Source organism: Streptomyces spinoverrucosus (assembly GCF_006539505.1).
GTDB lineage: Bacteria > Actinomycetota > Actinomycetes > Streptomycetales > Streptomycetaceae > Streptomyces > Streptomyces spinoverrucosus.
This window is the reverse complement of the sequence record NZ_BJND01000007.1, coordinates 348,365-369,989: the sequence shown is the minus strand read 5'-3', so window position 1 is coordinate 369,989 and position 21,625 is coordinate 348,365. Positions and strand designations below refer to the sequence as shown.

Genomic DNA, 21,625 nt, shown 5'->3' with positions numbered 1-21,625 from the left:
AGCTCCGACATCTGCTCTACGGGGAGGGGCGGGCGGTCCGTCGCGGCGAAGCGAAGTTTTTTTGCGGACCGGTTTGGCGGGCGTTACGGCAGGGGGTTCGCGGGTGCTTCGAGACCGTCCGTCGGTTTCGGCTGGTCCGGAACATCCGGCAGGGCGGGACGGTCTTGTGGGAGGTCACGCACGTCGGGGGTCGCGGGGATGGCGGGCAGCCCCGGTACGTCGGGCACGCCGGTCACCTCCGGCACCTCAGGTACCGCGGGCACCTCGGGGGCGGGCACTTCCGGTGCCGCGGAGACCACCGGCAGGGACGGCACCGACAGCGGCAGCAGCGACCGGTCCGCCGGGCTTTCCCTCACCGCCGCCTCCGGCGCGGCCGGAACAGGCGTGTCCGGCAGCGCACGCCCCTCCGGAGCCGCACCCGGGCCCTCGGGGGACGGCCGCTGCCATGCCTCCGGCGACGGGGAGACCGACGTCCCGGGTGCCGCGCCCTGCCCGTCCCCGTCGTAGGCGTACGGCAGCACGAATCCGGCCACCGCCAGCGTCGCCGCCGTGGACGCCAGCGCGACGGCCTGCGCCTGCGAGGCACCGCGCGGCCTGCCCCGGCCGCACAGGAACAGGGCGAGCCCGAGCGTGCCGGCCAGCGAGTTGCGCAGCGTCCGGCGGGCCCGGGCCAGCAGTGACTCCACCGTCCGGTAGCTCAGGCCCATCCGCACGGCGACCTGACCGACGTCCAGGTCCTCGGACTTCAGCCGGAGCGCCTCCGCCTGGCGCGCGGGCAGCTCCCCGCTGCGCACGGCCAGCCACTTGGCCTCGGCCCGGTCGCACACCGCCTCGTCGACAGGCACCGGACCGGGCGCGATCAGCGTCGGGCTGGTACGCACCTCCGCCTCCCGGTTGACCTGCCGGTACCGGTCGACGCACAGCCGGATCGTCACCGTGGTCAGCCAGGCGGCGAGCCGCTCGTCGTCCAGGTCGGGGCGCTCGGCCGCGCGCAGCATCGCCTCGTGCACGGCGTCCTCGGCGTCCTCCTGGGACATCGACCTGCGGCGGGCCACCTTGAGCAGATGCTCGCGGTGGCCCCACATGCGTTCCCACCGGTCGTGGGCCGCCTGTATCTCCGCAGGCATGTCCGTCGTCGCCATGAGGGCCCCTTTGCGCTCATCCGCCGGCCACGTGCGCCCGGCGGAGAGCGACATTACCTGCCGGTAGTCATGCTTGTGGAGGGGGTGGCGCCCATCGAGTCGTCCTCGGGCAGCAGGTCGCCGCCGGGCAGGTCCACTCCGGCGTCGGGCAGGGGGAGCGGCGGCGGCGCCGGGCGGGTGGACGGGCGGCCGGTGGGGGTCGGCCGCGGTGCCGTCGGGGACGGGGGGGAGGACCGGGACGGGGCGGGGGACGGCGTACCGGATCCACCGCCGGTCGGGCCGGTGCGTGGGGTGGCCGACGGCTCGCGCGGCACCGGCCCGGAGTCTTCGCGCTCCGGGCTGCGGCCGCCCGGCGTCCCGGCGTCCGGAACGACCCGGTGGCCCTCCAGGAAGTACGCGAACCACGCCCGGACCGTCCGCAGATACGCCGTCGAGTGGTTGTAGCCGAGGATCGCCGCGTCCAGGTCTGCGGGCGCGGACAGGTTCCGGCCGCCCGCGCACAGGTAGCGCCCGGCGGCGAGCGCCGCGTCGAAGATGTTGTGCGGGTCGGCTCGCCCGTCGCCGTTGCCGTCCGCGCCCCACACCGCCCAGGTCGACGGGATGAACTGCATCGGGCCGACCGCACGGTCGTACACCGTGTCCCCGTCGAGGGAACCGCCGTCGCTGTCCCGGATGAGGGCGAAACCGTTGCCGTCCAGCCGTGGGCCGAGGATCGGCGAGGGCGTCGTGCCGTCCGCGGCCACCCGCCCGCCGCGCGCCTGACCGGACTCCACCTGGCCGATGCCGGCCAGCAACTGCCACCGCAGCCCGCAGCCGGGCAGGGAGCGCGCCAGCCGCTCCTCGGCCTGCCGGTAGGCGGCGAACACGCTCACCGGCAGCGCGCCGCCCACCGGCGACAGCGCGGCCCCCCGCGCCTTCAGCGGCGGGAGTTCCATACGGTACGGAGTGTCCCCGGACACGCTCGGCCCGCGCCCGGCGTCCAGTTCCGGCCCGGCGGGCGCGGCGGCCCGCGCCGACGGGGTGGCCCCCGGCGCCTGCGACGCGGTCAGCGCGGCCATCGCCGCCACCGCGAGCGCCGTCCCCTTGGCGCCTGTGATCCTGTGCCGTCCTGACACGGTGCAGCCCCTCCCTGTGCAGTCACTGCGTTCGACTGCTCTACGGGGAGGGGCCGCCGGTCCGTCGCGGCAGATGCCGGTTCAGCAGGTGGAGTTGGTCTGGGTGAGCAGGCCCAGCCGCCACGGCAGGGTGTTGTAGGGGCCGCTCGCCGAGGGGTTCATCCCCTGGTAGAGGAACTGCAGGCGGCACGGGTTGATGGTGAGGCTCTGGTCGTTGTAGTGGCGGACCATCTCGCCGTGACTGATGTCCTGGGTCCAGGGGGTGCCGCCGAAGCTGACGTTGGTGGACCGGGCGAAGGGGTTGCTCTCGGTGTCCGCGAGCGGGGTCCAGGTGCCGTTGATGCTGTTCGACGTCCAGGACCGGAAGTACCGCCGGCCGTTGCTGCCGATCGCCTCGTTGAGCAGCAGGTAGGTGTTCGAGTCCTTGAGCCTGTAGACGTTGGCGGCTTCCCACAGGCGGTACTTGTTGGCGTCCTGGAGCGCGATGACGGTGTTGGTGAAGCCGTTCGGGAAGTTCGCCAGCGTCGTCTCGGACCGGTACAGGTGCCCGTTGTCGTCGGAGGAGAACAGGTAGCACTTGGAGCTGTCGCAGATGTTCCAGAAGTCGACCCAGTAGCCGCTGCCGATGTTGTCCCTGATGATCTGCGGCATGCCGTTCGCGTAGATCTTCTTCGGGGCGGTCCACGACCTGGGGTTGCTGATGTCCGTGGTGGTCGAGTACGCGGCGTTGTCACCGGTCTGGTAGATGAGGTACCACCGCTGCTGCGGCGCGAACCAGAAAACCTGCGGTGCCGCCTTGTACCCCGCGCCGATCGCGGTCTGGTCCAGGTAGTGATGCTGCGCGGCTCCGGCCGTCTGCCAGCTGGTGAAGTTCAGGTACACCATGCTGTACGCGCCATTGCTGTTCGTGGTGCTGGCGAACACGTGCCACCGGCCGTTGTGGTACACGACCGACGGATCCTTGATCCCGGTGAGGTTGTGGCTCGCGTCCGACTTCGGGGAGATCAGCACCCCGCTCGAACTCCACCGGAAACTGCCGGGTAGGTCGGCCTTGGCCGACGCGTTCGACACCGGGACCAGGGCGCCCAGGAGCAGCGCCAGTCCACCGGCGAGCACAGCCAGTCGTTTGAGCATCGCAGCCCCCTATCGCTTGATCTGGTACGTGACGAGGGACCGGGCCGGGATCGTCACCGACAGCACGCCCGAGCGGACCGGGATCGCGGCCTGCCGGGCCGTGCTGTGCGAGGAGTTGGTCAGATACGGGGTCGCCGTCCCGGTCGTGAACCCCGTGTTGCGCAGGCTGAACGACACCTGCTGGGCGCTGGTGGCCGTATTGAGGGCGACCACCGTCACCGAGCCGTCCGCGTTCCGGTACGCCGACAGCTTCAGGCTCGCCTCGGGCGTGGTCGCGCCGATGCGGTTGGCGCCCGGCTGGATGAAGCGGCTGTAGTTCGTCATCGCGTACAGCCGCTTGGAGGTGCGGTAGTCGGCACCGTCGAGCTGGATCAGGCCGCGGGTGGTGCCCACGGACGCCCCGTACCAGTAGATGTAGGCGTTGACATTGCCCTTGGTCAGGGCGTCGTGGAGGGCGGAGGCCACCGTGAAGCCGTCGTAGCCGCTGCCGTCGTCCCAGTTCTCGTTCCAGGTCGTGCCGTCGGGCGCCCACTCCGACATCCAGCTCCGCTTGCCGGTCGGCAGGGGACCGTCGACCGGGCTGGCGTAGGTGTGCCCGGCGTGGGTGGCGACCAGGTTGCGGGCGGTGGCGTCGGCCTCGATCGCGCGGCTGTAGTTCTTCTGCTGACTCCAGCCGAAGGAGTCGCAGCAGACGACCTTGTGTCCCGCCGCTTTCGCGATCGGACCGAAGACCTTGGTGAACTCCACCGTCTGGGCCGGGCTGAGCCGCATGGAGTCGTAGGTGGCGGTCCAGTCGGGCTCGTTGACGAACCCGAGGTCGGTGATCCGGATGCCTTCCTGGCCGTAGAACTTCGCCCACTGGACCAGGTAGTTCGCGTACGCCTTGCGCCAGTCGCCGCTCGCGCAGGTCGCGCCGGACAGGCCGCACAGCGTTCCGCCGTTGGCATCGGTGCCGTTGGTCTTCATATAGCCGGGCGCGGTCCACGCGTCGGCGTAGAAGCGGTTCACGCCGTACGCCCTGGCCTGCTGGGCCAGCCACACCTGGCCCTTGTCGTTCCGGTCCCACACGTACTTAGGGGTCGCGTTCGGGCCGCCGGGGTCGGTGGGCTGGATGCCCGAGTCGATGCCCAGGCGCAGGATGCTCAGCCCGGCGCCGGTGGTCTTGCTGAGCAGCAGGTCCAGGACCTCGCGCTGCTTGTGGGCGGGCAGGCCCTGCGAGCCGCGCATGATGTCGGCCCGCCCGAAGTGCTCGGAGAAGCCGAAGCCGTCGATCGGCTGCAGGACCGTCGACCCGTTGATCGTCGCGGTGGTGGCCGCCCGGGCGTCGGGGACACCGGCCGCTGTCACGGCGGTGGTGAGGAGGAGCACGGCGGCGACACTGGGTAAGCGCTTTCCAAGACTGCGCAGCATGGTCCGTCCTTGTCGGGTGATTGCGGTGGGGGGTGTTCGTCCGTGGCGTGGGAGCGCTTCCATGCACGTCTAAGGGAGCGCTCCCGGACCGTCAACCCCTCCCGCACCGCCCTTCCCGCACGACGACGGTTGTCGGCCACCGGCCGGGCGGCACAATGTGCCTGCGGGTGCCCTCTTGGCCGGAGGGCTGAGAGGATGCAGGTCAAAGACGCCTTGGGGGCACAGTGCGACTGAGAGTGGAATTCACGACGGAACCCTTCGATCTCGACGAGGCACCCGCGCACGCGCTGGTGGCCCGCGAGGTCATCGAGGCCGCCGAGCTGGACGCCGTGGACGTCGGCCCCTTCGGCAACACCGCCGAGGGTGCGGCCGACGCGGTGCTGACGGCTGTGGACGCCCTGCTCCGCAGGACGCTCCAGGCCGGGGCCACCCGGGTGTCGCTCCAGGTCAACGTGCTCGGGGAGGGCGATAAGTGACCGGCAACGAGTCCTTCATCGCCGCCGTGAAGCCGCTGGTCGACGCCATGGGCGGCACGATCATCCCGCCGGACGAGGCGAGCGCCGACGACGTCGTGCTGGCCTGGGAGGGCGCCGACGTGGTCGCCGTACGGCTGCCGCAGCTCGCCGACTCCCTCGACCACATCCTCGCGGCCATGGAGCGCAAGCAGGGCAAGCCGCTGTCCGAGCTGGACCGCAAGTCCAAGCAGGAGGTGGTGCGCATACTGGAGGCGCGGGGCGCCTTCTCGGTACGGCACGGCGTGGAGACCGTGGCGAGCGCGCTCGGCGTCAGCCGGTTCACCGTCTACAACTACCTCAACCGCGAGAAGAACGTCTGAGGCGGGCCGCTCAGGTTCCGTTACCGCGAATTTTCAACAAAGTGTTGACGTCTCGTCGTCGCAGGGCGTTAGCTATCGGCACGCCCGTTCAGCACGAAGGCCCTTCGCGGCCACGGAGGCTCCCGTGACGTCGAATTCCACGCCCCCGGGCCTGGCCCGGTTCAACGCCCTGGAGGAGCACGCGGCCTACGCCGCTCTCCACGAGGCGTGTGCTTCCACGGCCTGGGCGTACCGGCTGCTCGCCGCCCGCCCCTACGCCACCCCCGAGGACCTCTACGCCGCCAGTGACGCCGCGATGGCCGCGCTGACCGGCGAGGACCTCGAAGAGGCGATGGCCGGGCACCCGCCGATCGGTCGTCCCAAGCCGGGCGACCCGACCTCGGCCCGGGAGCAGCGCGGCATGGCCGGCGCCTCCGAGGAGCTGAAGGCGGAGATGCTGGAACTGAACCTCGCCTACCAGGAGAAGTTCGGCCATGTCTTCCTGATCTGCGCCACCGGCCGCACCGGCGAGCAGATGCGCGACGCGGTCAAGGAGCGGATCGGGAACTCGCCGGAGCAGGAGCGGGAGATCGTCCGCACCGAGCTGGGCAGGATCAACCGCATTCGCCTGGCCAACCTCGTACAGGAAGATCAGACATGAGCACCAGCACCACCGCCTCCGTGTCCACCCACATCCTGGACACATCCGTCGGCCGCCCCGCCGAGGGCGTCGCCGTCCAGCTCTCCGCCCGCAGTGGCCGGGATGCGGACTGGCAGGCGCTCGGCGGGTCCGCGACCGACGCGGACGGCCGGTGCAAGGACCTCCCGGCGCTGCCGGAGGGCACCACCCACGTACGGCTCGACTTCGCGGTCGAGGCGTACTTCGAGAAGTTCGCGAAGAAGCAAGCCGATGCGCAGCAGGACGCCCCCGCGAATCGGGACAGCGGACCCGGCGTGTTCTTCCCGGAGGTGGCGATCACGTTCGCCGTCGTGCCGGGCGAGCACTACCACGTACCGCTGCTGCTCAACCCGTTCGGCTACTCCGTTTACCGAGGGAGCTAGCAGACACATGCCCACGATCCTGGGACAGAACCAGTACGGCAAGGCCGAGAACCGAGTCGTAAAGATCACGCGGGACGGCGCCACCCACCACATCAAGGACCTGAACGTGTCGGTGGCTCTGAGCGGCGACATGGACGAGGTCCACTACTCCGGCTCCAACGCCAACGTGCTGCCGACCGACACCACCAAGAACACGGTGTACGCGTTCGCGAAGGAGCACGGCATCGAGTCCGCCGAGCAGTTCGGCATCCACCTCGCCCGCCACTTCGTCACCTCGCAGGAGCCGATCCACCGCGCCCGGATCCGCATTGAGGAGTACGCCTGGGAGCGGATCGAGACCTCCGACGCCAACTCCAAGTTCATCGGCGCGGACGAGGTCAAGCACTCCTTCGTCCGCAAGGGCCAGGAGACCCGGCTGACCCAGATCACCTACGACGGCGAGTCGTGGGAGGTCATCTCCGGCCTCAAGGACCTCGTCGTGATGAACTCGACGAACTCCGAGTTCTGGGGCTACGTCAAGGACAAGTACACAACCCTCCCGGAGGCCTACGACCGCATCCTGGCCACCCAGGTCGCCGGCCGCTGGCGCTTCCACTGGAGCGACGACGAGCAGAAGATGCCCAACTGGGAGAAGTCCTACGAGCAGGTGAAGAAGCACATGCTCCAGGCCTTCGCCGAGACGTACTCGCTGTCGCTGCAGCAGACGCTGTACCAGATGGGCGCCCGCATCATCAACAACCGCAGCGAGATCGACGAGGTCCGCTTCTCCCTCCCGAACAAGCACCACTTCCTGGTGGACCTGGAGCCGTTCGGGCTGAAGAACGACAACGAGGTGTACTTCGCCGCCGACCGCCCCTACGGCCTGATCGAGGCCACCATCCTCAGGGACGGCTGCGAGGCGAGGATCCCGGTGGACCTCACCAACCTCTGATCCACCCCCACTTTCGGCACCCGCGGCCGGCGGAGACGCAGGCTCGAAGGCTCCCCGGCCGCGGCACTCAAAACTCCTAGGGTCCTGCCGTGCCCTCTCCACCAAAGTCCACTGAGCGAAAAGGACGAATCATGGCAGCAGCCCGGCGCATCGTCATCGAGAACTGTGCGATCGCGACCGTCGACGCGGACGACACCGAGTACGCCTCCGGGTACGTCGTCGTCGCCGGCAACCGCATCGAGGCGCTCGGCTCGGGCAAGGCACCCGAGGGCCTGGAGAACGTCGTCCGCCGTATCGACGCCTCCGGCCACCTGGTGACCCCCGGCCTGGTCAACACCCACCACCACTTCTACCAGTGGATCACCCGGGGCATGGCCACGGACCACAACCTCTTCAACTGGCTCGTCGCCCTGTACCCGGTCTGGGCGCGCATCGACGAGCAGATGACGTACGCGGCCGCGCAGGGGTCGCTCGCGATGATGGCCCGCGGTGGCGTCACCACGGCGATGGACCACCACTACGTCTTCCCGCAGGGCTCCGGCGACCTGTCCGGCTCCATCATCCGCGCCGCCCGTGAGATGGGCGTCCGCTTCACCCTCGCCCGGGGCTCGATGGACCGCAGCGAGAAGGACGGCGGTCTGCCGCCGGACTTCGCCGTGGAGACCCTCGACGGCGCGCTCGCCGCGACCGAGGAGACCGTCAAGCGGCACCACGACGCCTCCTTCGACGCCATGACGCAGGTCGCGGTCGCCCCCTGCTCCCCGTTCTCCGTCTCCACCGAACTCCTGCGTGAGGGCGCGGAGCTGGCGCGTCGGCTCGGCGTGCGGCTGCACACGCACGGCTCGGAGACGGTCGAGGAGGAGAAGTTCTGCCACGAGCTGTTCGGCATGGGCCCGACCGACTACTTCGAGTCCACCGGCTGGCTCGGCGAGGACGTGTGGATGGCGCACTGCGTCCACATGAACGACTCCGACATCGCCGCCTTCGCCCGTACGAAGACCGGTGTCGCCCACTGTCCTTCGTCCAACGCCCGGCTGGCGGCCGGTATCGCCCGCGTCCCGGACATGCTCGCCGCCGGTGTCCCGGTCGGCCTCGGCGTCGACGGCACCGCGTCCAACGAGTCCGGCGAACTCCACACCGAGCTGCGCAACGCCCTGCTCATCAACCGCCTCGGCGCCCACCGCGAGGCCGCCCTCAACGCCCGTCAGGCGCTGCGGCTCGGCACGTACGGCGGTGCCCAGGTGCTCGGCCGCGCCGACCAGATCGGTTCCCTGGAGCCCGGCAAGCTGGCCGACCTGGTGCTGTGGAAGCTGGACACCCTCGCGCACGCCTCCATCGCCGACCCGGTGACCGCGCTGGTCTTCGGCGCGGCGGCCCCGGTCACGCTGTCCCTGGTCAACGGTGCGGCGGTCGTCGAGAACGGCCGGCTGCTGCACGTCGACGAGGACGCGATCGCCCGCTCCACGCGGGACGAGGCGCGGCGGCTGGCGCGGATCGCCGCCCAGGGCTGAACCCGGTGAAGACTCCGGCCGGGAGGGACGGCTCCCGGCCGGCAGCCGTGGACCCGAGCGGGGTCCATGGCGGCCGTCTCCGGGGCGCGCTTGGACGAGCGCGCCCCGGAACGGTCACCCGTCCCCTCTTCAACGGTCCCGCACGACCGCGCATCACCTCCTTGAAACCCACGTCAGAGCCGACGTGCTGTTAACCGACCGGAGGAGCCGCCGTGGCCGCTCAGCCCGATGCCGCACCGCCCACCGCCCCCGAGCAGCGAGCCGTCCACCCCGTCGACGAGAAACTCCCCGCCCTCAAAATGGCGACCACCGGCCTGCAACACGTCGCCGCCATGTACGCGGGAGTCGTCGCCCCACCCCTGATCGTCGGCGCGGCCATCGGCCTGACCGGCACCGAACTGACCTTCCTCACCGGCGCCTGCCTGTTCACCGCGGGCCTCGCCACGTTCCTCCAGACGCTCGGTATCTGGAAGATCGGCGCCCGGCTGCCCTTCGTCAACGGCGTCACCTTCGCCGGTGTCGCCCCCATGACGGCGATCGTCGCCTCCACCGACGACAAGTCCGACGCACTGCCGATCATCTTCGGCGCGGTGATCGTCGCAGGCCTGCTGGGCTTCATGGCGGCCCCCTTCTTCAGCAAGATGGTCCGCTTCTTCCCGCCGGTCGTCACAGGCACGGTGATCACGCTGATCGGCGTGTCGCTGCTGCCGGTGGCCTTCGGTTGGGCGCAGGGTCCCAACCCCGCGGCGGACGACTACGGTGCGAGCACCAATCTGGGCCTGGCCGCCGGGACGCTGGTGATCGTTCTGTTGTTGCGCCGCTTCACGCGCGGCTTCGTCAAGCAGATCGCCGTACTGCTGGGCCTGGTGGCGGGCACCCTCGTCGCGATCCCCTTCGGAGCCACGGACTTCGGACCGGTGGCCGACGCGGCAATCGTCGGTTTCCCGACGCCCTTCCACTTCGGCGCACCGCAGTTCCAGGTCGCCGCGATCGTCTCGATGTGTGTGGTGATGGTGGTCTCGATGACCGAATCCACCGCGGACATGCTGGCGTTGGGCGAGATCGTGGACCGCCCGGCGGACGAGAAGACCATCGCGGCGGGCCTGCGCGCAGACACCCTCGGCTCGGCGATCAGCCCCCTGTTCAACGGCTTCATGTGCAGCGCCTTCGCCCAGAACATCGGGCTGGTCGCGATGACGAAGATCCGCAGCCGGTACGTCGTCGCCGCCGGCGGCGGCTTCCTGGTCCTGATGGGCCTGTGCCCCATGGCCGCCTCGCTCATCGCCGTCGTACCGCGCCCGGTGCTCGGCGGTGCGGGCGTGGTCCTGTTCGGCTCGGTCGCCGCGAGCGGCATCCAGACCCTGGTCCGGGCCGGTCTGGAGAAGGACAACAACGTCCTGATCGTGGCCGTCTCGCTGGCCGTCGGCATCATCCCGATCACGGCCCCGGAGTTCTACCACTCCTTCCCGGAGACCGCCCGGATCGTGCTCGACTCGGGCATCTCGACGGGGTGTGTGGCGGCGGTCCTGCTGAACCTGGTCTTCAACCACCTCGGCAAGGGCGGGGACGCGCAGGACGTCACGCATCCGATGGAGGCGGGGGAGGAGATCACCGGGGCGGCGACGACCCGGGCCCCCGCCACGCCATGAGGTTGGCGAACAGCTCGGCCTGCTCGACGGCGTCGTCCAGCGCATGGTGCGTGTGACGGCGCCGCGACAGCAGCTCACGCGGCATGGTGCCCTTGGCCACCGCCCGCAGCGGCAGCCCGGCCTTGGTGGCGTACAGCGTCTTCATGTCGAGGCAACCGGAGTGGCCGAAGGGACTCGATCCGGTGAAGCGGATCAGGTACCAGTAGAGAAAGGTCCAGTCGTACGACGCCGGATAGCCGCACATCACCGGCTGCGCACCCGCGGCGACCTCCCGCACCCAGTCGGTGAACTCGGCGAGGGCGACCGCGGGTTCGGCCCCTTCACGCCCGAGGCGCTCCCGGTCGAGCCCACTCACCGAGAGCGCCTCGGGCACGAACTCCTCGCTGATCGGCCGGAGTTCACGGTAGAAGGTCCGCTCCTCCGGGTCCGCGGCCGTGAAACCGTCGGGGTCCTGCTGACCGGCGACCGCGGCTCCGAGGCTGAGCATCGAGTACGGCCCGGGAATCGGTCCGTCGGCCTCGATGTCCACGGAGATGTAGAGGCTGGGTTTGATGCGTCGTGGGGCCATGGGGCCGCAGCATCGCAGGTCAAAGCCGTAGCCGGCATCCGAATTCAGGGCCGTGTCCGGCGCGTCCTCAGGACGACCGCCGCCAGCCCCAGTGCCCACACCGCGATCACCGTCGCCACCCGGAACGCCAGCTGATAGTCCTCCGCCGTGGCCGCCACCAGCGGTGCCGCCGAAGGTGGAGTACGAACTCAGCGAACGGGGTTCGCTACAGCCCGAACAGGCTCGGGTCGGTCGCCAGGTTCTTGAAGTACGCCTGCGGATCGGCCAGCAGCCTGCGCTCCTTCAGGTCCAGCAACCCGCCGACCCCGACCAGCTCGGCCGCGACCGTGCCGTCGGTCTTGCGGATCGTCTGCCGCATCTTGAACGTCTTGCCCTCGCCCCACTCGAAGGCGCACGTGACGTCGACCTCGTCGCCTGCGAGCAGTTCGCGCAGGTAGCGGATGTTGGTCTCCAGGGCCACCGGGCCCACGCCCGTGCCCACCAGCCCGGCCTGCGTGATCCCCGCCGCCTGGAGCAGTGACCAGCGCGCGTGCTCGGCGTAGTTGAGATAGACCGCCTGGTTGAGGTGGCCCTGCACATCGGTCTCGTACCCGCGGACCGTCACCCGGACGGAGAACGGTTCGGTCATGACTTCCCCCTGTCGTGGTCGGCGCTCCGCGCCCTTGATCTTGGCATGCTCATCATGCCCTCCGCGGAGACGCCAGCAGATACCGCCTCCGCGTCCGCGGCTCCGTGTGCTCGCCGACCTGCCAGCCCGCCCGCTCCAGCGTGGCCGCGCAGGCCCGCAGGGCCTCGGCGTCCGGTTCGTACACGGCGACGGCCTCCGGCTGCGGGGTCGCCCGCACCCGGTAGCCCGCGGAGTCCTGACCGGCCGGGCGGTGCCCGGCGGCCTCCAGCGCGAGGGCGGCGGCCTGCACCAGATGCGTCCGCTCCCAGCCGCACGGCCGGTCCGTGACACCGTCGGGGTTGGTCATCCGGCGCAGCTCCAGCAGGCCCTGCCAGGCGCTGTGCACCTCACGGACGCGGGACGGACCGGCGTCCGGCGCGGCCTCCTCGCCGCCGACGCGCGCGGCGAACACACCGGTGGACGCAGAAACCTCGGGCTCCGCCGGTTCGGCCTCCCGTATCCGATGTCCCGCCGGTGTCAGAAAGTGATCGTGCGGCGGCCGCGGATGCCGGAACGCCAGCCCGCGCTTCACCAGCGCCGCGAGCTGCGCATCCGTCCCCCTGAGCCGACCGGTCAGCGGATCGGCGGCGTCGATGACACGCCGCTGGGCGGCGGTCGGCGGTCGTGTCACGGCGTGCTCCCTCCAGGCGCTGGGCAGTGTCCCCACCGCTTGGAAGGCTACGAGCCGGGTCTGACATTCCACGCCGCGATCACCGGCCGCCCATGCTCCGTGCCCAGTCGGCACACCGTCCCCGTCGCCAGCTGGAACAGGGCACCGTCCGCCGGTGGCAGCCCGAGCCGTCGGGCGGTCAGCACCCGCAGGAAGTGCCCGTGCGACACCAGCACCACCACGCCCTCGGTGTTGGCGAGGGCGGCGTCCACCTTGCCCAGCATCCGGTCGGCCCGCGCCCCGACCTGCTCCACGCTCTCCCCGGGGTGTTCCGGTGGCCCGGGCGTCACCCCGTCCGTGAACAGGAACCAGCCGGGCCGCTCCCGCTGGATCTCGACGGTGGTGATTCCCTCGTAGCCCCCGTAGTCCCACTCCCGCAGATCCGTGTCCACCCGCACCGCGCCGTGCAGCCCGATGAGCTCGGCCGTCTCCCGCGCCCGCTGCAACGGACTGACGAAGCAGGCCCCGATCCGGTGCGACCGGATCAGCGGCACCAGCCCGCGCGCCTCCTCGCGGCCGTGCTCGGTCAGCGGGACGTCCGTCAGTCCGGTGTGCCGCCCGGACCGCGACCACTCGGTCTCTCCGTGCCGCACCAGCAATAGATCACCCATGCGGCACACGGTATGTGGCCGCTACTGCCGGTACCCGCTGAGGAACCGCCCGATCCGCCCGATCGCCGCCTCCAGATCATCCGCGTGCGGCAACGTCAGGATCCGGAAGTGATCCGGCGTCGGCCAGTTGAAGCCCGTGCCCTGCACGACTTGGATCTTCTCCCGCAGCAGCAGGTCCAGGACGAACTTCTCGTCGTCGTGGATCCGGTGCACCTTGGGATCGAGCCGCGGGAACGCGTACAGCGCGCCCTTCGGCTTCACGCACGACACCCCGGGGATCTCGTTGAGCTTCTCCCACGCCACATCGCGCTGTTCGTGCAGCCTGCCGCCCGGCGCGGTCAGCTCGTGGATGGACTGCCGGCCGCCGAGCGCCGCCTGAATCGCGTACTGCGCGGGCGCGTTGGAGCACAGCCGCATGGAGGCCAGCATGGTCAGGCCCTCCAGATAGTCCTTCGCGTGCTGCCTCGGGCCCGTCACCACCAGCCAGCCGGAACGGAAGCCCGCCACCCGGTACGTCTTCGACAGGCCGCAGAAGGTCAGGACCACCAGGTCGGGCGCGAGCGCCGCGGTCGAGTGGTGCACGGCGTCGTCGTACAGGATCTGGTCGTAGATCTCGTCGGCGAGCACCATCAGTCCGTGGCGGCGGGCCAGGTCGAGGATGCCCTCGATGATCTCCTTCGGGTACACCGCACCCGTGGGGTTGTTCGGGTTGATGATGACCACGGCCTTCGTGCGGTCCGTGATCTTCGAGGCCATGTCGTCCAGGTCGGGGTACCAGTCGGCCTGCTCGTCGCACAGGTAGTGCACCGCCTTGCCGCCCGCGAGCGTGGTCACCGCCGTCCACAGCGGGAAGTCGGGGGCGGGGATCAGGACCTCGTCGCCGTCCTCCAGCAGCGCCTGTACGGCCATGGAGACCAGCTCGGAGACGCCGTTGCCGAGGAACACGTCGTCGACGCCGACCTCCAGGCCGAGCGTCTGGTAGCGCTGGGCGACCGCGCGGCGGGCGGAGAGGATGCCGCGCGAGTCGGTGTAGCCGTGCGCCTGCGGCAGCATCCGGATCATGTCCTGAAGGATCTCCTCCGGGGCCTCGAAGCCGAACAGGGCGGGGTTGCCGGTGTTGAGGCGCAGCACGCTGTGGCCCGCCTCCTCCAGCGCGTTGGCGTGCTCTATCACCGGGCCGCGGATCTCGTAACAGACCTCGCTGAGCTTGCTCGACTGCCGGAACTCCATGCGCCCCTCCGGTAACTGGTGTTGCTTGGTTTTACCAAGTTCGAGCTTGGAAAGTCCAACGACATGTCTAGACTGCGTCGCATGTCACCTCGTCGAAGCTACGACCAGTACTGCTCCGCCGCCCGCGCGCTCGATGTCGTCGGCGACCGCTGGACCCTGCTGATCGTCCGCGAACTCCTCGCCGGCGCGCGCCGCTATACGGACCTGCACGCGGACCTGCCGGGCGTCAGCACGGACGTACTGGCGTCCCGGCTGAAGGACATGGAGCGCGACGGGCTGACGACCAGGCGCCGGTTGCCGCCGCCCGGTGCGGCGTACGTCTACGAACTCACCCCGCGCGGGCGGGAGTTGCTACCGGTGCTGCAGGCGCTGGGCGCCTGGGGGCAGGCCGAGCTCGGCGAGCGACGGCCCACGGACGCGGTCCGCGCCCACTGGTTCGCGCTGCCCTTGCTGCGGGCGCTGGAGGGGGAGGGGCTCGTCGAAGTGCGGCTGGAGGAGGGGGACTTCCACCTGTACGTCGGTGCCGAGGACGGGCCCGTGTACGGCGACGGGCCCGCGCAGGGCGAACCCGACGCCGTGCTGGTTCTCGACACCGCCACCTGTACGTCGGTCGGCCGCGGCGAGGTGAGTGTGATCGACGCGGTGCGGGACGGGCGTATCACGGTGAGCGGTGACGGCACGCCGGCCAAGGCCTTGCGGGAGGCGTGAGGAAAGGCAGAAGGCCCGTACCGGGCGGGCCTTCTGATACGGCATCAGGCGCGGGTCGGTCGCCCCGAGCCCCGCGTCAGCGCATACCCCCCGACCCCGGCCAGCGCCGCCAGCGCACCGCCCACCGCGGTCCACACCCACCGGTCGGACCACCAGCCGGAGGTCCAGCCGTCCTCGGGTTCGATGCTCGACAGGACGGCGGAATCCTCCTGCTCCGCCTCCGGCTTGACGGCCACGCCCGGCACCAGCGGCTCGGCCAGCGCCCCGTCCACCGCCGCCGCGCCGCCGATCTCCTTGCCCTCGACCCGCACCTCGGCGCTCACCGGCAGCCCCAGGTCCGACGTCGGCAGGCCCACCGCCGTGAGGCGGATGTAGTACGTGCCCGGCAGCGGGTCGTTCGCCCACGGCTCCGACCAGGCACGGACCCTGCGCAGCGTGCAGGCCAGCTCCACGGAGGCCGCGCCCTGGGCGGCGGTCCGCGTCTGGGATCCGTACTGGCAGGCCTGGCGGCGCCGCAGACCGTCGTACACGTCGATCTGCCAGGTCTGGGCGGCGTGCGTGTCCGGCAGTTTCACCGTCGCCTCGACGGTGGGACGCTGACCGGCGTCCGCGGGGAACGACCAGTACAGGTAGTCGCCCGCGGAGCCGTCCGCCGTGGCCGTCTGTCCCGGCTCGAACTCGGCCGCCGTACGGAACGACGTGCCCGCCTCGGTCGGGGCCGCGCTGTCGTCCGACGGGCTCGGCGACGGGGAGTCGGCCACAGCCGGGGAAACGGCCCAGCCCAGCGCCAGCAGCGCCGCGCCCAAAGCCCTCACGATACGCATCAGTTGGTCCTCCAGACCGCGACCCGCCAGCGCGACAGCCAGCCCCACAGCAGACCGGCGACGAAACCGGTCAGGACGAGGGCGCCGAGCAGCCACCAGCCGCGCCCGAGGCCGAACGCGGCCACATCGCTCGACGGCGAGGGCCCGTCGACGACGTCGATCGTCAGCTCCAGCGGCAGCCCGGGCGTGGTCTTCACACCGGCGGCCGCCGAGAAGGAGTGGGTGACCTGGAGACACACGGTCTCGGCCGCGGGCTTGTCGGCGTCCACATCGTCGCGCTCGGCCTTCGGGTGGCGCAGCCCGGTGGAGATCACATCCGTACGGCCGTTGCCCGCCGCCTCGCCCCGCACGATCTCGCGGCCCTTCACCGTGACCGCCCGCAGCAGCACGCCGTAGGCCGGATTGACGTCCCGGTCCGCCGACACGCTCACCGAGGCGCGCAGTTCCTGGCCGGGCAGCACGTCCACCCGGTACCAGCGCTGCTGCCCGAACTCCTCGCGGTCCGTGTACAGCCCGGACCTCAGTGTCGGCGCCTGCGCGCACCGCTCCGTGCCCTCGGTGGCCACCGGCGTCACCACCGGATCGGCCGCCCGGTCCACCAACTGGTTGACGCGATCGGTGAGTTCGTCGGTGTGCTCGACCGAGGTGTAGGTGCCGCCGGTCGCCTCGGCGATACAGCTGAGCTGCTGGCGCATCTTGGTGTTGGGCACCAGGCCGAGCGTGTCGATGGTGAGACCGATGCCCTTGGCGGCGATCTCGCGGGCCACCTCGCACGGGTCGAGCGGGGCGCAGGTGTCCTCGCCGTCGCTGATCAGCACGATCCGCTTGGAGCCGGTGCCACCGTCGAGGTCGTCGGCCGCCTTCAGCAGCGCCGGTCCGATCGGGGTCCAGCCGGTCGGCGCCAGCGTGGCCACCGCCGCCTTGGCCTCGGTGCGGTCCAGCGGGCCGACCGGGTACAGCTGCGCGGTGTCCTTGCAGCCCGTCTTCCGGTCGTCGCCGGGGTAGTTGGCGCCGAGGGTGCGGATGCCGAGCTGTACGTCCTCGGGCGTGGCGTCCAGCACCTCGTTGAACGCCTGCTTCGCCGCCGCCATCCGCGACTGGCCGTCGATGTCCCGCGCCCGCATCGAGCCGCTGACGTCCAGTACGAGGTTGACCTTGGGCGCGGCGGCCGTGGTCTCGTCGGCGAGCGCTGTCGACGGGAGGGCGATCCCGGCCGCCAGCGCGGCGAACAGGGCGCTTGCCCCTGCCGCCAGCCGTTGTCTTGTGATCATCGGCGGATCTTATTGATCAGAGGTGTCGGGCTCCAAAACGGAAGATCGTCCTGCTCGGAAACGGCCGGTCACAGCAGCGGATTGGGCAGCTCCGTCCACAGATCGCCGACCGTCCCCGGCGACAGCCGCATCAGTGTCAGCGCCTTGGTGGGTAGCGGCTCTTCGCACAACGCGGCGAGGTCAGGGGTGCGCGGCAGGTCTCGTACGGCCGTCTCCAGCGCCGTCCGCAGCGCCGCCCCCGACCCGGCGGTCCCGGCCAGGGCGCCCGCCACCAGCGACCCGAACAGCTTGCGCCGCAGCGTCGTCACGTCGTCCGTGAGGATCCGGGCGGGCAGTTCCGGGACGGGGATGCCGTGCCGGGCCAGACGGGCCGGGCTGACGCGGATGTCGGCCAGGTCGCGGTAGACCAGCCGTACCGGGGCGCCGGTCGCGGACAGCACGACGAGGAGGTTCTGGCCGTGCGCCTCCAGCGCCACGCCCAGCTCCAGCAGCCGCAGCCCGACGGCAAGAGCGAGCCGGGCGAACTCACCCAGCCATTCGGCGGAGTCGGGCAGTTCGGTGGTCGCCAGCGCGGCCACCGGCAGCACCCGCTCACCGGGACCCCCGTACTCCTGCGGCGACTCCCGCAGCACGGCCGCCAGGTCCGGCGACCCGTCCGTGACCGCGCCCAGCGTGCGCGTGATGTGCAGCAGGCCGTCGGTGCGTGCCGCCAGCTGCGCCGCGAACGCCGACAGGGTCATGGACGCGGCGACCGACGGCACCGAGATGTCCCGCACGGACGACGTCAGACGCGCGCTGAGCGCGGTTTTGACGTGTACTCCGCCGTCCAGGGCGAGGGTGCGCAGGGACATCAGCGGATGCCCGGTGAGCCGCTCCTCGCACGGCCGTTTCAGCACATGCGCGGCCTGCCACGGATGCACCGGGATCAGCACCCGCCGCCCGTCCCGCAGCTGCTCCGGCCACGCACCCGTGACCAGGCACGTCTCTGCCGGGACCGGCACCAGCCCGAGCCCCACCAGCGGGCGGTGCTCGGGCGCGTGGGCGAGTTGCTCGGCGACCGAGAAACCGGGCCGCGAGCGGCAGTTGGGGTGGTACGGATGCCCGTCCACCACCCGCTGCTCCCACTCCCAGTCGCTTCCCGGCCACTCTTCCGGGTGAGGCGGCTGTCCAGCCCTTGACAGGGCGAGTGAGGCGACACTGTGGTCGAGTTCGGCGGCGAGGTCCGCACCGTGCGGTACGGCGAGGTCCGTCATCAGCCGTGCCGGACGGTCCTGCGCCACGTCGTCGAGCCGTACGGCCGTGACGTAGGCGGCGGTCGCGTACGGGTCCGGGGCGGGTCCGTGCAGCCGGCGTCCGTCGCGCAGGCGCAGCGTGACGCCCTCCCCGCTCGGGGTGCGGCTTTCGACCCAGGGGAGCGGCTCATGGGCGAGCGCCCGCCACAGGCGCGTCAGTACGGCCGCCCGGGCGGCCGGCAGTTCGGCCGCGTACCGCGCGGCGAGGTCCGGGCGGACGACGGACAGTTCGTCGGCGACCTCGGCCTCGGCGGTGAGGGGACGGGGCACGGGCGGGCTCCTCGGGCGAGTCGGGGCGGGACGGCGCGACCGGCGGTCACGGCGGGGCGTGACGACAGCGATACTGATCGTCTCCGCACCAATGAACCGTAGGGAACGAGTGGAACGCGTGGACCTCAGCCCCCCAGCCGTCGACGCGGCAGTCCGTGCCGACGTCGCCGATCTGGCCGACGCGTACGCGGCCGCGCCGCTGCTCAACTGTCTGCTGCGCGAGGTGGCGCACCCGCTGCCCGGCCGGGAGGGGGTCTACCGGCTGCCCGGCGGTGACCGGCTGCTGCGGGTGCGCGGCGGCCGGCGGCCCACCGCACCCGAGGTGTACACGCCGCACGGCTGGCACCGCCTCGACCACACCGAACTCGTCAAGCTCGTCACCGAGGAACTGCGCCGCCACACCGGCCTGTCCAACCACGAACTGCCCGCCGAGATGCTCGACAGCCGGGACGCCGTCGCCGCGCTCCTCACCGCACGCGCGCGTGCCACCCCGCCCGACGACCCCTATCTGCGCTCCGAGCAGTCCCTGATCACCGGCCACCCCCACCACCCCGCCCCCAAGGCGCGCGGCGGCGGCCCGGTCGCCGCCTGGCTGCCCTACGCCCCCGAGGCGCACGCCCGCTTCCCGCTCGTGCTGCTCGGGGTGCGCGAGGACACCGTCGTGGAGGAGGGCGACACCTCGGCGCTCGACACCCTCGGCCAGCCCCCGCCCGGCTACCGGATGCTGCCCGCCCACCCCTGGCAGCTCGACCTGACCGCCCGCGACCTCGCCCCCGCCTTCGCCGACGGCCGGCTGATCCGCCTGGACACCACCGCATCCCCGGTCTGGCCCACGGCCGCGATCCGCACGGTGTACGCCCCGGAGCGCGACCTCTTCCTCAAGTTCAGCCTCGATGTGCGCATCACCAACGACGTACGGCGGCTGTGGCGGCACGACCTGCTCAAGCTGCGCCGCACCGACGCCGCCGTGACCGGGGCCTTCGCGGGCGGTACGGCGGCCTGGCTGACCGACCGGGGCTATCGCACCGCCGACTTCGCCTTCGAGGAGCTCGCCGTCCTGGTCCGCGACGGGGTACGCGGCCACGTCCTGCCCGGCGCGACCCCGTTCCTCGCCGCCGGGCTGGTGGAGGGCTTCGCGGGCAGCCCGCTGGACGGTCCGGCGGACCCGGCGTGCTGGTGGGAGGCGTATCTGCGCCAGGTGGTGCCCCCGGTCCTCGCGGCCTTCGCCGACCACGGCGTCGTACTCGAAGCGCATCTGCAGAACTCGCTGGTCGCCTGTGACGCCGACGGGACACCGGTGCAGGCGCTGTTCCGGGACGCCGAGGGGGTGAAGCTGCTGCCGGACGTGTCGCGGGCGGCCGGGTGGGAGCGGCTGGTGTACTGCCTGGTCGTCAACCACCTGGCCGAGCTGGCCGGGGCACTCGCCGAACGGCACGGCGGGCTGGACCCCTGGCCCGCCGTCCGCCGCGAACTGGGCCGGCACGACCTGCCCGAGATCGCCGCCCTGCTCACCGCACCCACGCTCCCCGCCAAGACGAACCTGCTGCTGCGCTGGACGGGCGCCGACGGCGCCGACGCCCGCTACCGGCCGCTGCCCAACCCGCTGGCCGGCGGGTGACCGCCGATCACCCGCCCGGGCGCCTGATTTATCCTGGCCGGTGAGCTGCACGTCGTGGCAGTGGACGGCGTCGGCGTGGCCGGCCAGGGGCGGAAAGGCAGAGCATGCTGGAGCCGGTGGGTCTCACGGACGCCGAGACCGATGCGTACCGCGCCCTCGTCGTCACCGTCACGGCGTCGGCGAACGATGTGTCCACTGCGACGGGCCTCGATGCCGGGACCGCCCAGCGGCTGCTCGCGGCGTTGGAGGAGAAGGGCCTGGCACGCCCTGTGGAGGGGGCTCCGGGGCGGTTCGCCGCCAACCCGCCCGATGTGACGCTGCTTCCGCGGCTCGAACGCCACGCCCTTGACCTGTTCAAGGCTCGTGCCGTCGTCGTCGAACTCATGGAGTCCTATCAGCGGCACGCCTGGACCCGTGACGCGGGCCAAGTCATCGAGATCGTCACCGGGGCCGAGGCGTTGCGCCAGCGTCTGCGGCAGGTCCAGGCCGGCGCCCGCCACGAACTGCTGTGGTTCTGCAAGGCCCAGTACCTCGCCATGCCGTCGGGCACGAACCAGGCCGAGTTCGACGCCCTGGCCGCCGGGGTCGGCTACCGGGTCCTGTACGAGCAGGCGTTCTTCGACGACGCGGGCGCCGTTGACAACGTAGTCAGGGCCGTGCGGGCGGGTGAGGTCGCGCGGGCCGTGCCCGCGCTGCCGCTGCGGATGGCCGTCGCCGACCGGTGCCTGGCGGTCTGCCCGCTGGCACCGGCCGGTCCGGCGAGCGACCCCCGCGAGGTGACGGCCGTCGTCATCCGCGGCAGCAGCCTGCTGGTGGCGCTGGTGGCGTTGTTCGAGCGCTACTGGGAGATCGGGGTTCCCCTGCATGTGACGCCGGAGGGCCGGCTCGGCGGATCCGCCGCGGCGAGCGACTCCGCCGCGCTCACGGCGGACGACAGGCATCTGCTGTCGCTGATGGTCACCGGCCTCACCGACGAGGCCATCGCCGGCCAGCTCCGCATCAGCCGTCGCACCGTCCAGCGCCGCATCCAGGGCCTGATGAGTCTCGCCGGAGTCGCCACCAGGATGCAGCTCGGCTGGCACGCCGCACGCCGCAACTGGATCTGAGCCCAAGCGGTGCGGCCGACGG

Annotated in this window: 21 protein-coding genes and 1 pseudogene; 10 read left to right on the top strand and 12 right to left on the bottom strand. The window is 71.3% G+C overall.

Translation table 11 applies throughout. The annotated features are described in order from the left end of the window. Positions 1-83: 83 nt before the first annotated feature. From SSP24_RS06100 to SSP24_RS06085, 4 genes and pseudogenes are all read right to left on the bottom strand, one after another. Complete coding sequence (locus SSP24_RS06100; RefSeq protein ID WP_141307729.1) at positions 84-1,142, bottom strand: sigma-70 family RNA polymerase sigma factor; 1,059 nt, start codon at positions 1,140-1,142, stop codon at positions 84-86. 53 nt (positions 1,143-1,195) lie between these two features. After that, on the bottom strand, positions 1,196-2,257 hold the full coding sequence (locus SSP24_RS06095; RefSeq protein ID WP_308439571.1) for a lytic transglycosylase domain-containing protein: 1,062 nt from the start codon (positions 2,255-2,257) through the stop codon (positions 1,196-1,198). 81 nt (positions 2,258-2,338) lie between these two features. Continuing rightward, positions 2,339-3,325: pseudogene (locus SSP24_RS06090) on the bottom strand (glycoside hydrolase family 62 protein); the annotation flags it as partial. Between the two features lie 75 nt (positions 3,326-3,400). Further along, the gene (locus SSP24_RS06085; RefSeq protein ID WP_141307727.1) at positions 3,401-4,801 is read right to left on the bottom strand and encodes a glycoside hydrolase family 30 protein; all 1,401 of its coding nucleotides are present in this window, start codon (positions 4,799-4,801) and stop codon (positions 3,401-3,403) included. Positions 4,802-5,025: 224 nt separating this feature from the next. Between SSP24_RS06085 and SSP24_RS06080 the strand changes: the two genes are divergently transcribed. From SSP24_RS06080 to SSP24_RS06050, 7 genes are all read left to right on the top strand, one after another. After that, positions 5,026-5,277 carry a YkoF family thiamine-binding protein gene (locus tag SSP24_RS06080; protein WP_141307726.1) on the top strand — a complete coding sequence of 84 codons (252 nt, stop codon included), beginning with the start codon at positions 5,026-5,028 and terminating at the stop codon, positions 5,275-5,277. Further along, on the top strand, positions 5,274-5,636 hold the full coding sequence (locus tag SSP24_RS06075) for a helix-turn-helix domain-containing protein (RefSeq protein WP_141307725.1): 363 nt from the start codon (positions 5,274-5,276) through the stop codon (positions 5,634-5,636). Before SSP24_RS06080 ends, SSP24_RS06075 begins: the two co-directional genes overlap by 4 nt. A 124-nt stretch (positions 5,637-5,760) precedes the next feature. Further along, a complete protein-coding gene (gene uraD / locus SSP24_RS06070; RefSeq protein ID WP_141307724.1) occupies positions 5,761-6,276 on the top strand; it encodes a 2-oxo-4-hydroxy-4-carboxy-5-ureidoimidazoline decarboxylase in 516 nt (171 codons plus the stop codon). Beyond that, positions 6,273-6,677: a hydroxyisourate hydrolase gene (gene uraH, locus SSP24_RS06065; RefSeq protein ID WP_141307723.1), complete on the top strand. Its 405-nt coding sequence runs from the start codon at positions 6,273-6,275 to the stop codon at positions 6,675-6,677. Before uraD ends, uraH begins: the two co-directional genes overlap by 4 nt. 7 nt (positions 6,678-6,684) lie before the next feature. Then, positions 6,685-7,608, top strand: a complete 924-nt coding sequence (gene pucL / locus SSP24_RS06060; protein WP_141307722.1) for a factor-independent urate hydroxylase — start codon at positions 6,685-6,687, stop codon at positions 7,606-7,608. A gap of 131 nt (positions 7,609-7,739) precedes the next feature. Next, complete coding sequence (locus tag SSP24_RS06055; RefSeq protein ID WP_141307721.1) at positions 7,740-9,119, top strand: 8-oxoguanine deaminase; 1,380 nt, start codon at positions 7,740-7,742, stop codon at positions 9,117-9,119. Between the two features lie 299 nt (positions 9,120-9,418). Then, positions 9,419-10,768, top strand: a complete 1,350-nt coding sequence (locus tag SSP24_RS06050; protein WP_141307771.1) for a nucleobase:cation symporter-2 family protein — start codon at positions 9,419-9,421, stop codon at positions 10,766-10,768. On the opposite strand, the gene SSP24_RS06045 is transcribed toward SSP24_RS06050, so the two are convergent. From SSP24_RS06045 to SSP24_RS06025, 5 genes are all read right to left on the bottom strand, one after another. Next, positions 10,728-11,336 (bottom strand): 3'-5' exonuclease, encoded by a 609-nt coding sequence (locus SSP24_RS06045; RefSeq protein ID WP_141307720.1) that lies wholly within the window; start codon positions 11,334-11,336, stop codon positions 10,728-10,730. The genes SSP24_RS06050 and SSP24_RS06045 overlap by 41 nt on opposite strands. 205 nt (positions 11,337-11,541) lie before the next feature. Next, a complete protein-coding gene (locus SSP24_RS06040) occupies positions 11,542-11,964 on the bottom strand; it encodes an acyl-CoA thioesterase (protein WP_141307719.1) in 423 nt (140 codons plus the stop codon). A 52-nt stretch (positions 11,965-12,016) separates the two neighbouring features. After that, positions 12,017-12,634, bottom strand: coding sequence for a hypothetical protein (locus tag SSP24_RS06035; protein WP_141307718.1), 618 nt, complete (start codon positions 12,632-12,634; stop codon positions 12,017-12,019). Between the two features lie 47 nt (positions 12,635-12,681). Beyond that, positions 12,682-13,284 (bottom strand): histidine phosphatase family protein, encoded by a 603-nt coding sequence (locus tag SSP24_RS06030; RefSeq protein WP_141307717.1) that lies wholly within the window; start codon positions 13,282-13,284, stop codon positions 12,682-12,684. A 21-nt stretch (positions 13,285-13,305) separates the two neighbouring features. Next, on the bottom strand, positions 13,306-14,514 hold the full coding sequence (locus tag SSP24_RS06025; protein WP_141307716.1) for a pyridoxal phosphate-dependent aminotransferase: 1,209 nt from the start codon (positions 14,512-14,514) through the stop codon (positions 13,306-13,308). An 81-nt stretch (positions 14,515-14,595) separates the two neighbouring features. On the opposite strand from SSP24_RS06025, the gene SSP24_RS06020 reads away from it, so the two are divergent. After that, positions 14,596-15,222, top strand: coding sequence for a winged helix-turn-helix transcriptional regulator (locus SSP24_RS06020; RefSeq protein WP_141307715.1), 627 nt, complete (start codon positions 14,596-14,598; stop codon positions 15,220-15,222). A 44-nt stretch (positions 15,223-15,266) separates the two neighbouring features. On the opposite strand, the gene SSP24_RS06015 is transcribed toward SSP24_RS06020, so the two are convergent. From SSP24_RS06015 to SSP24_RS06005, 3 genes are all read right to left on the bottom strand, one after another. Further along, entirely contained in the window at positions 15,267-16,046 is a 780-nt protein-coding gene (locus tag SSP24_RS06015; RefSeq protein WP_141307714.1) for a hypothetical protein, read from the bottom strand. Continuing rightward, entirely contained in the window at positions 16,046-17,317 is a 1,272-nt protein-coding gene (locus tag SSP24_RS06010) for a VWA domain-containing protein (RefSeq protein ID WP_141307713.1), read from the bottom strand. Before SSP24_RS06010 ends, SSP24_RS06015 begins: the two co-directional genes overlap by 1 nt. A 68-nt stretch (positions 17,318-17,385) precedes the next feature. After that, positions 17,386-18,879: an IucA/IucC family protein gene (locus SSP24_RS06005; protein WP_141307712.1), complete on the bottom strand. Its 1,494-nt coding sequence runs from the start codon at positions 18,877-18,879 to the stop codon at positions 17,386-17,388. Positions 18,880-18,988: 109 nt separating this feature from the next. Between SSP24_RS06005 and SSP24_RS06000 the strand changes: the two genes are divergently transcribed. Together SSP24_RS06000 and SSP24_RS05995 are read left to right on the top strand one after the other, a co-directional pair. Continuing rightward, the gene (locus SSP24_RS06000) at positions 18,989-20,497 is read left to right on the top strand and encodes an IucA/IucC family protein (protein ID WP_373306630.1); all 1,509 of its coding nucleotides are present in this window, start codon (positions 18,989-18,991) and stop codon (positions 20,495-20,497) included. Positions 20,498-20,613: 116 nt separating this feature from the next. Continuing rightward, complete coding sequence (locus SSP24_RS05995) at positions 20,614-21,603, top strand: helix-turn-helix domain-containing protein (RefSeq protein ID WP_229864752.1); 990 nt, start codon at positions 20,614-20,616, stop codon at positions 21,601-21,603. Positions 21,604-21,625 lie beyond the last annotated feature (22 nt).

Excerpts from the sequence above, each read along its gene's own strand:
- SSP24_RS06050 (WP_141307771.1), top strand. The coding sequence starts at position 9,419 with ATGGCGACCACCGGCCTGCAACACGTCGCCGCCATGTACGCGGGAGTC.
- SSP24_RS06085 (WP_141307727.1), bottom strand. The coding sequence starts at position 4,801 with ATGCTGCGCAGTCTTGGAAAGCGCTTACCCAGTGTCGCCGCCGTGCTC.
- SSP24_RS06040 (WP_141307719.1), bottom strand. The coding sequence starts at position 11,964 with ATGACCGAACCGTTCTCCGTCCGGGTGACGGTCCGCGGGTACGAGACC.
- SSP24_RS06025 (WP_141307716.1), bottom strand. The coding sequence starts at position 14,514 with ATGGAGTTCCGGCAGTCGAGCAAGCTCAGCGAGGTCTGTTACGAGATC.
- uraH (WP_141307723.1), top strand. The coding sequence starts at position 6,273 with ATGAGCACCAGCACCACCGCCTCCGTGTCCACCCACATCCTGGACACA.
- SSP24_RS06020 (WP_141307715.1), top strand. The coding sequence starts at position 14,596 with ATGTCACCTCGTCGAAGCTACGACCAGTACTGCTCCGCCGCCCGCGCG.
- SSP24_RS06010 (WP_141307713.1), bottom strand. The coding sequence starts at position 17,317 with ATGATCACAAGACAACGGCTGGCGGCAGGGGCAAGCGCCCTGTTCGCC.
- SSP24_RS06015 (WP_141307714.1), bottom strand. The coding sequence starts at position 16,046 with ATGCGTATCGTGAGGGCTTTGGGCGCGGCGCTGCTGGCGCTGGGCTGG.
- pucL (WP_141307722.1), top strand. The coding sequence starts at position 6,685 with ATGCCCACGATCCTGGGACAGAACCAGTACGGCAAGGCCGAGAACCGA.
- SSP24_RS06100 (WP_141307729.1), bottom strand. The coding sequence starts at position 1,142 with ATGGCGACGACGGACATGCCTGCGGAGATACAGGCGGCCCACGACCGG.
- SSP24_RS06030 (WP_141307717.1), bottom strand. The coding sequence starts at position 13,284 with ATGGGTGATCTATTGCTGGTGCGGCACGGAGAGACCGAGTGGTCGCGG.
- SSP24_RS06055 (WP_141307721.1), top strand. The coding sequence starts at position 7,740 with ATGGCAGCAGCCCGGCGCATCGTCATCGAGAACTGTGCGATCGCGACC.
- SSP24_RS06045 (WP_141307720.1), bottom strand. The coding sequence starts at position 11,336 with ATGGCCCCACGACGCATCAAACCCAGCCTCTACATCTCCGTGGACATC.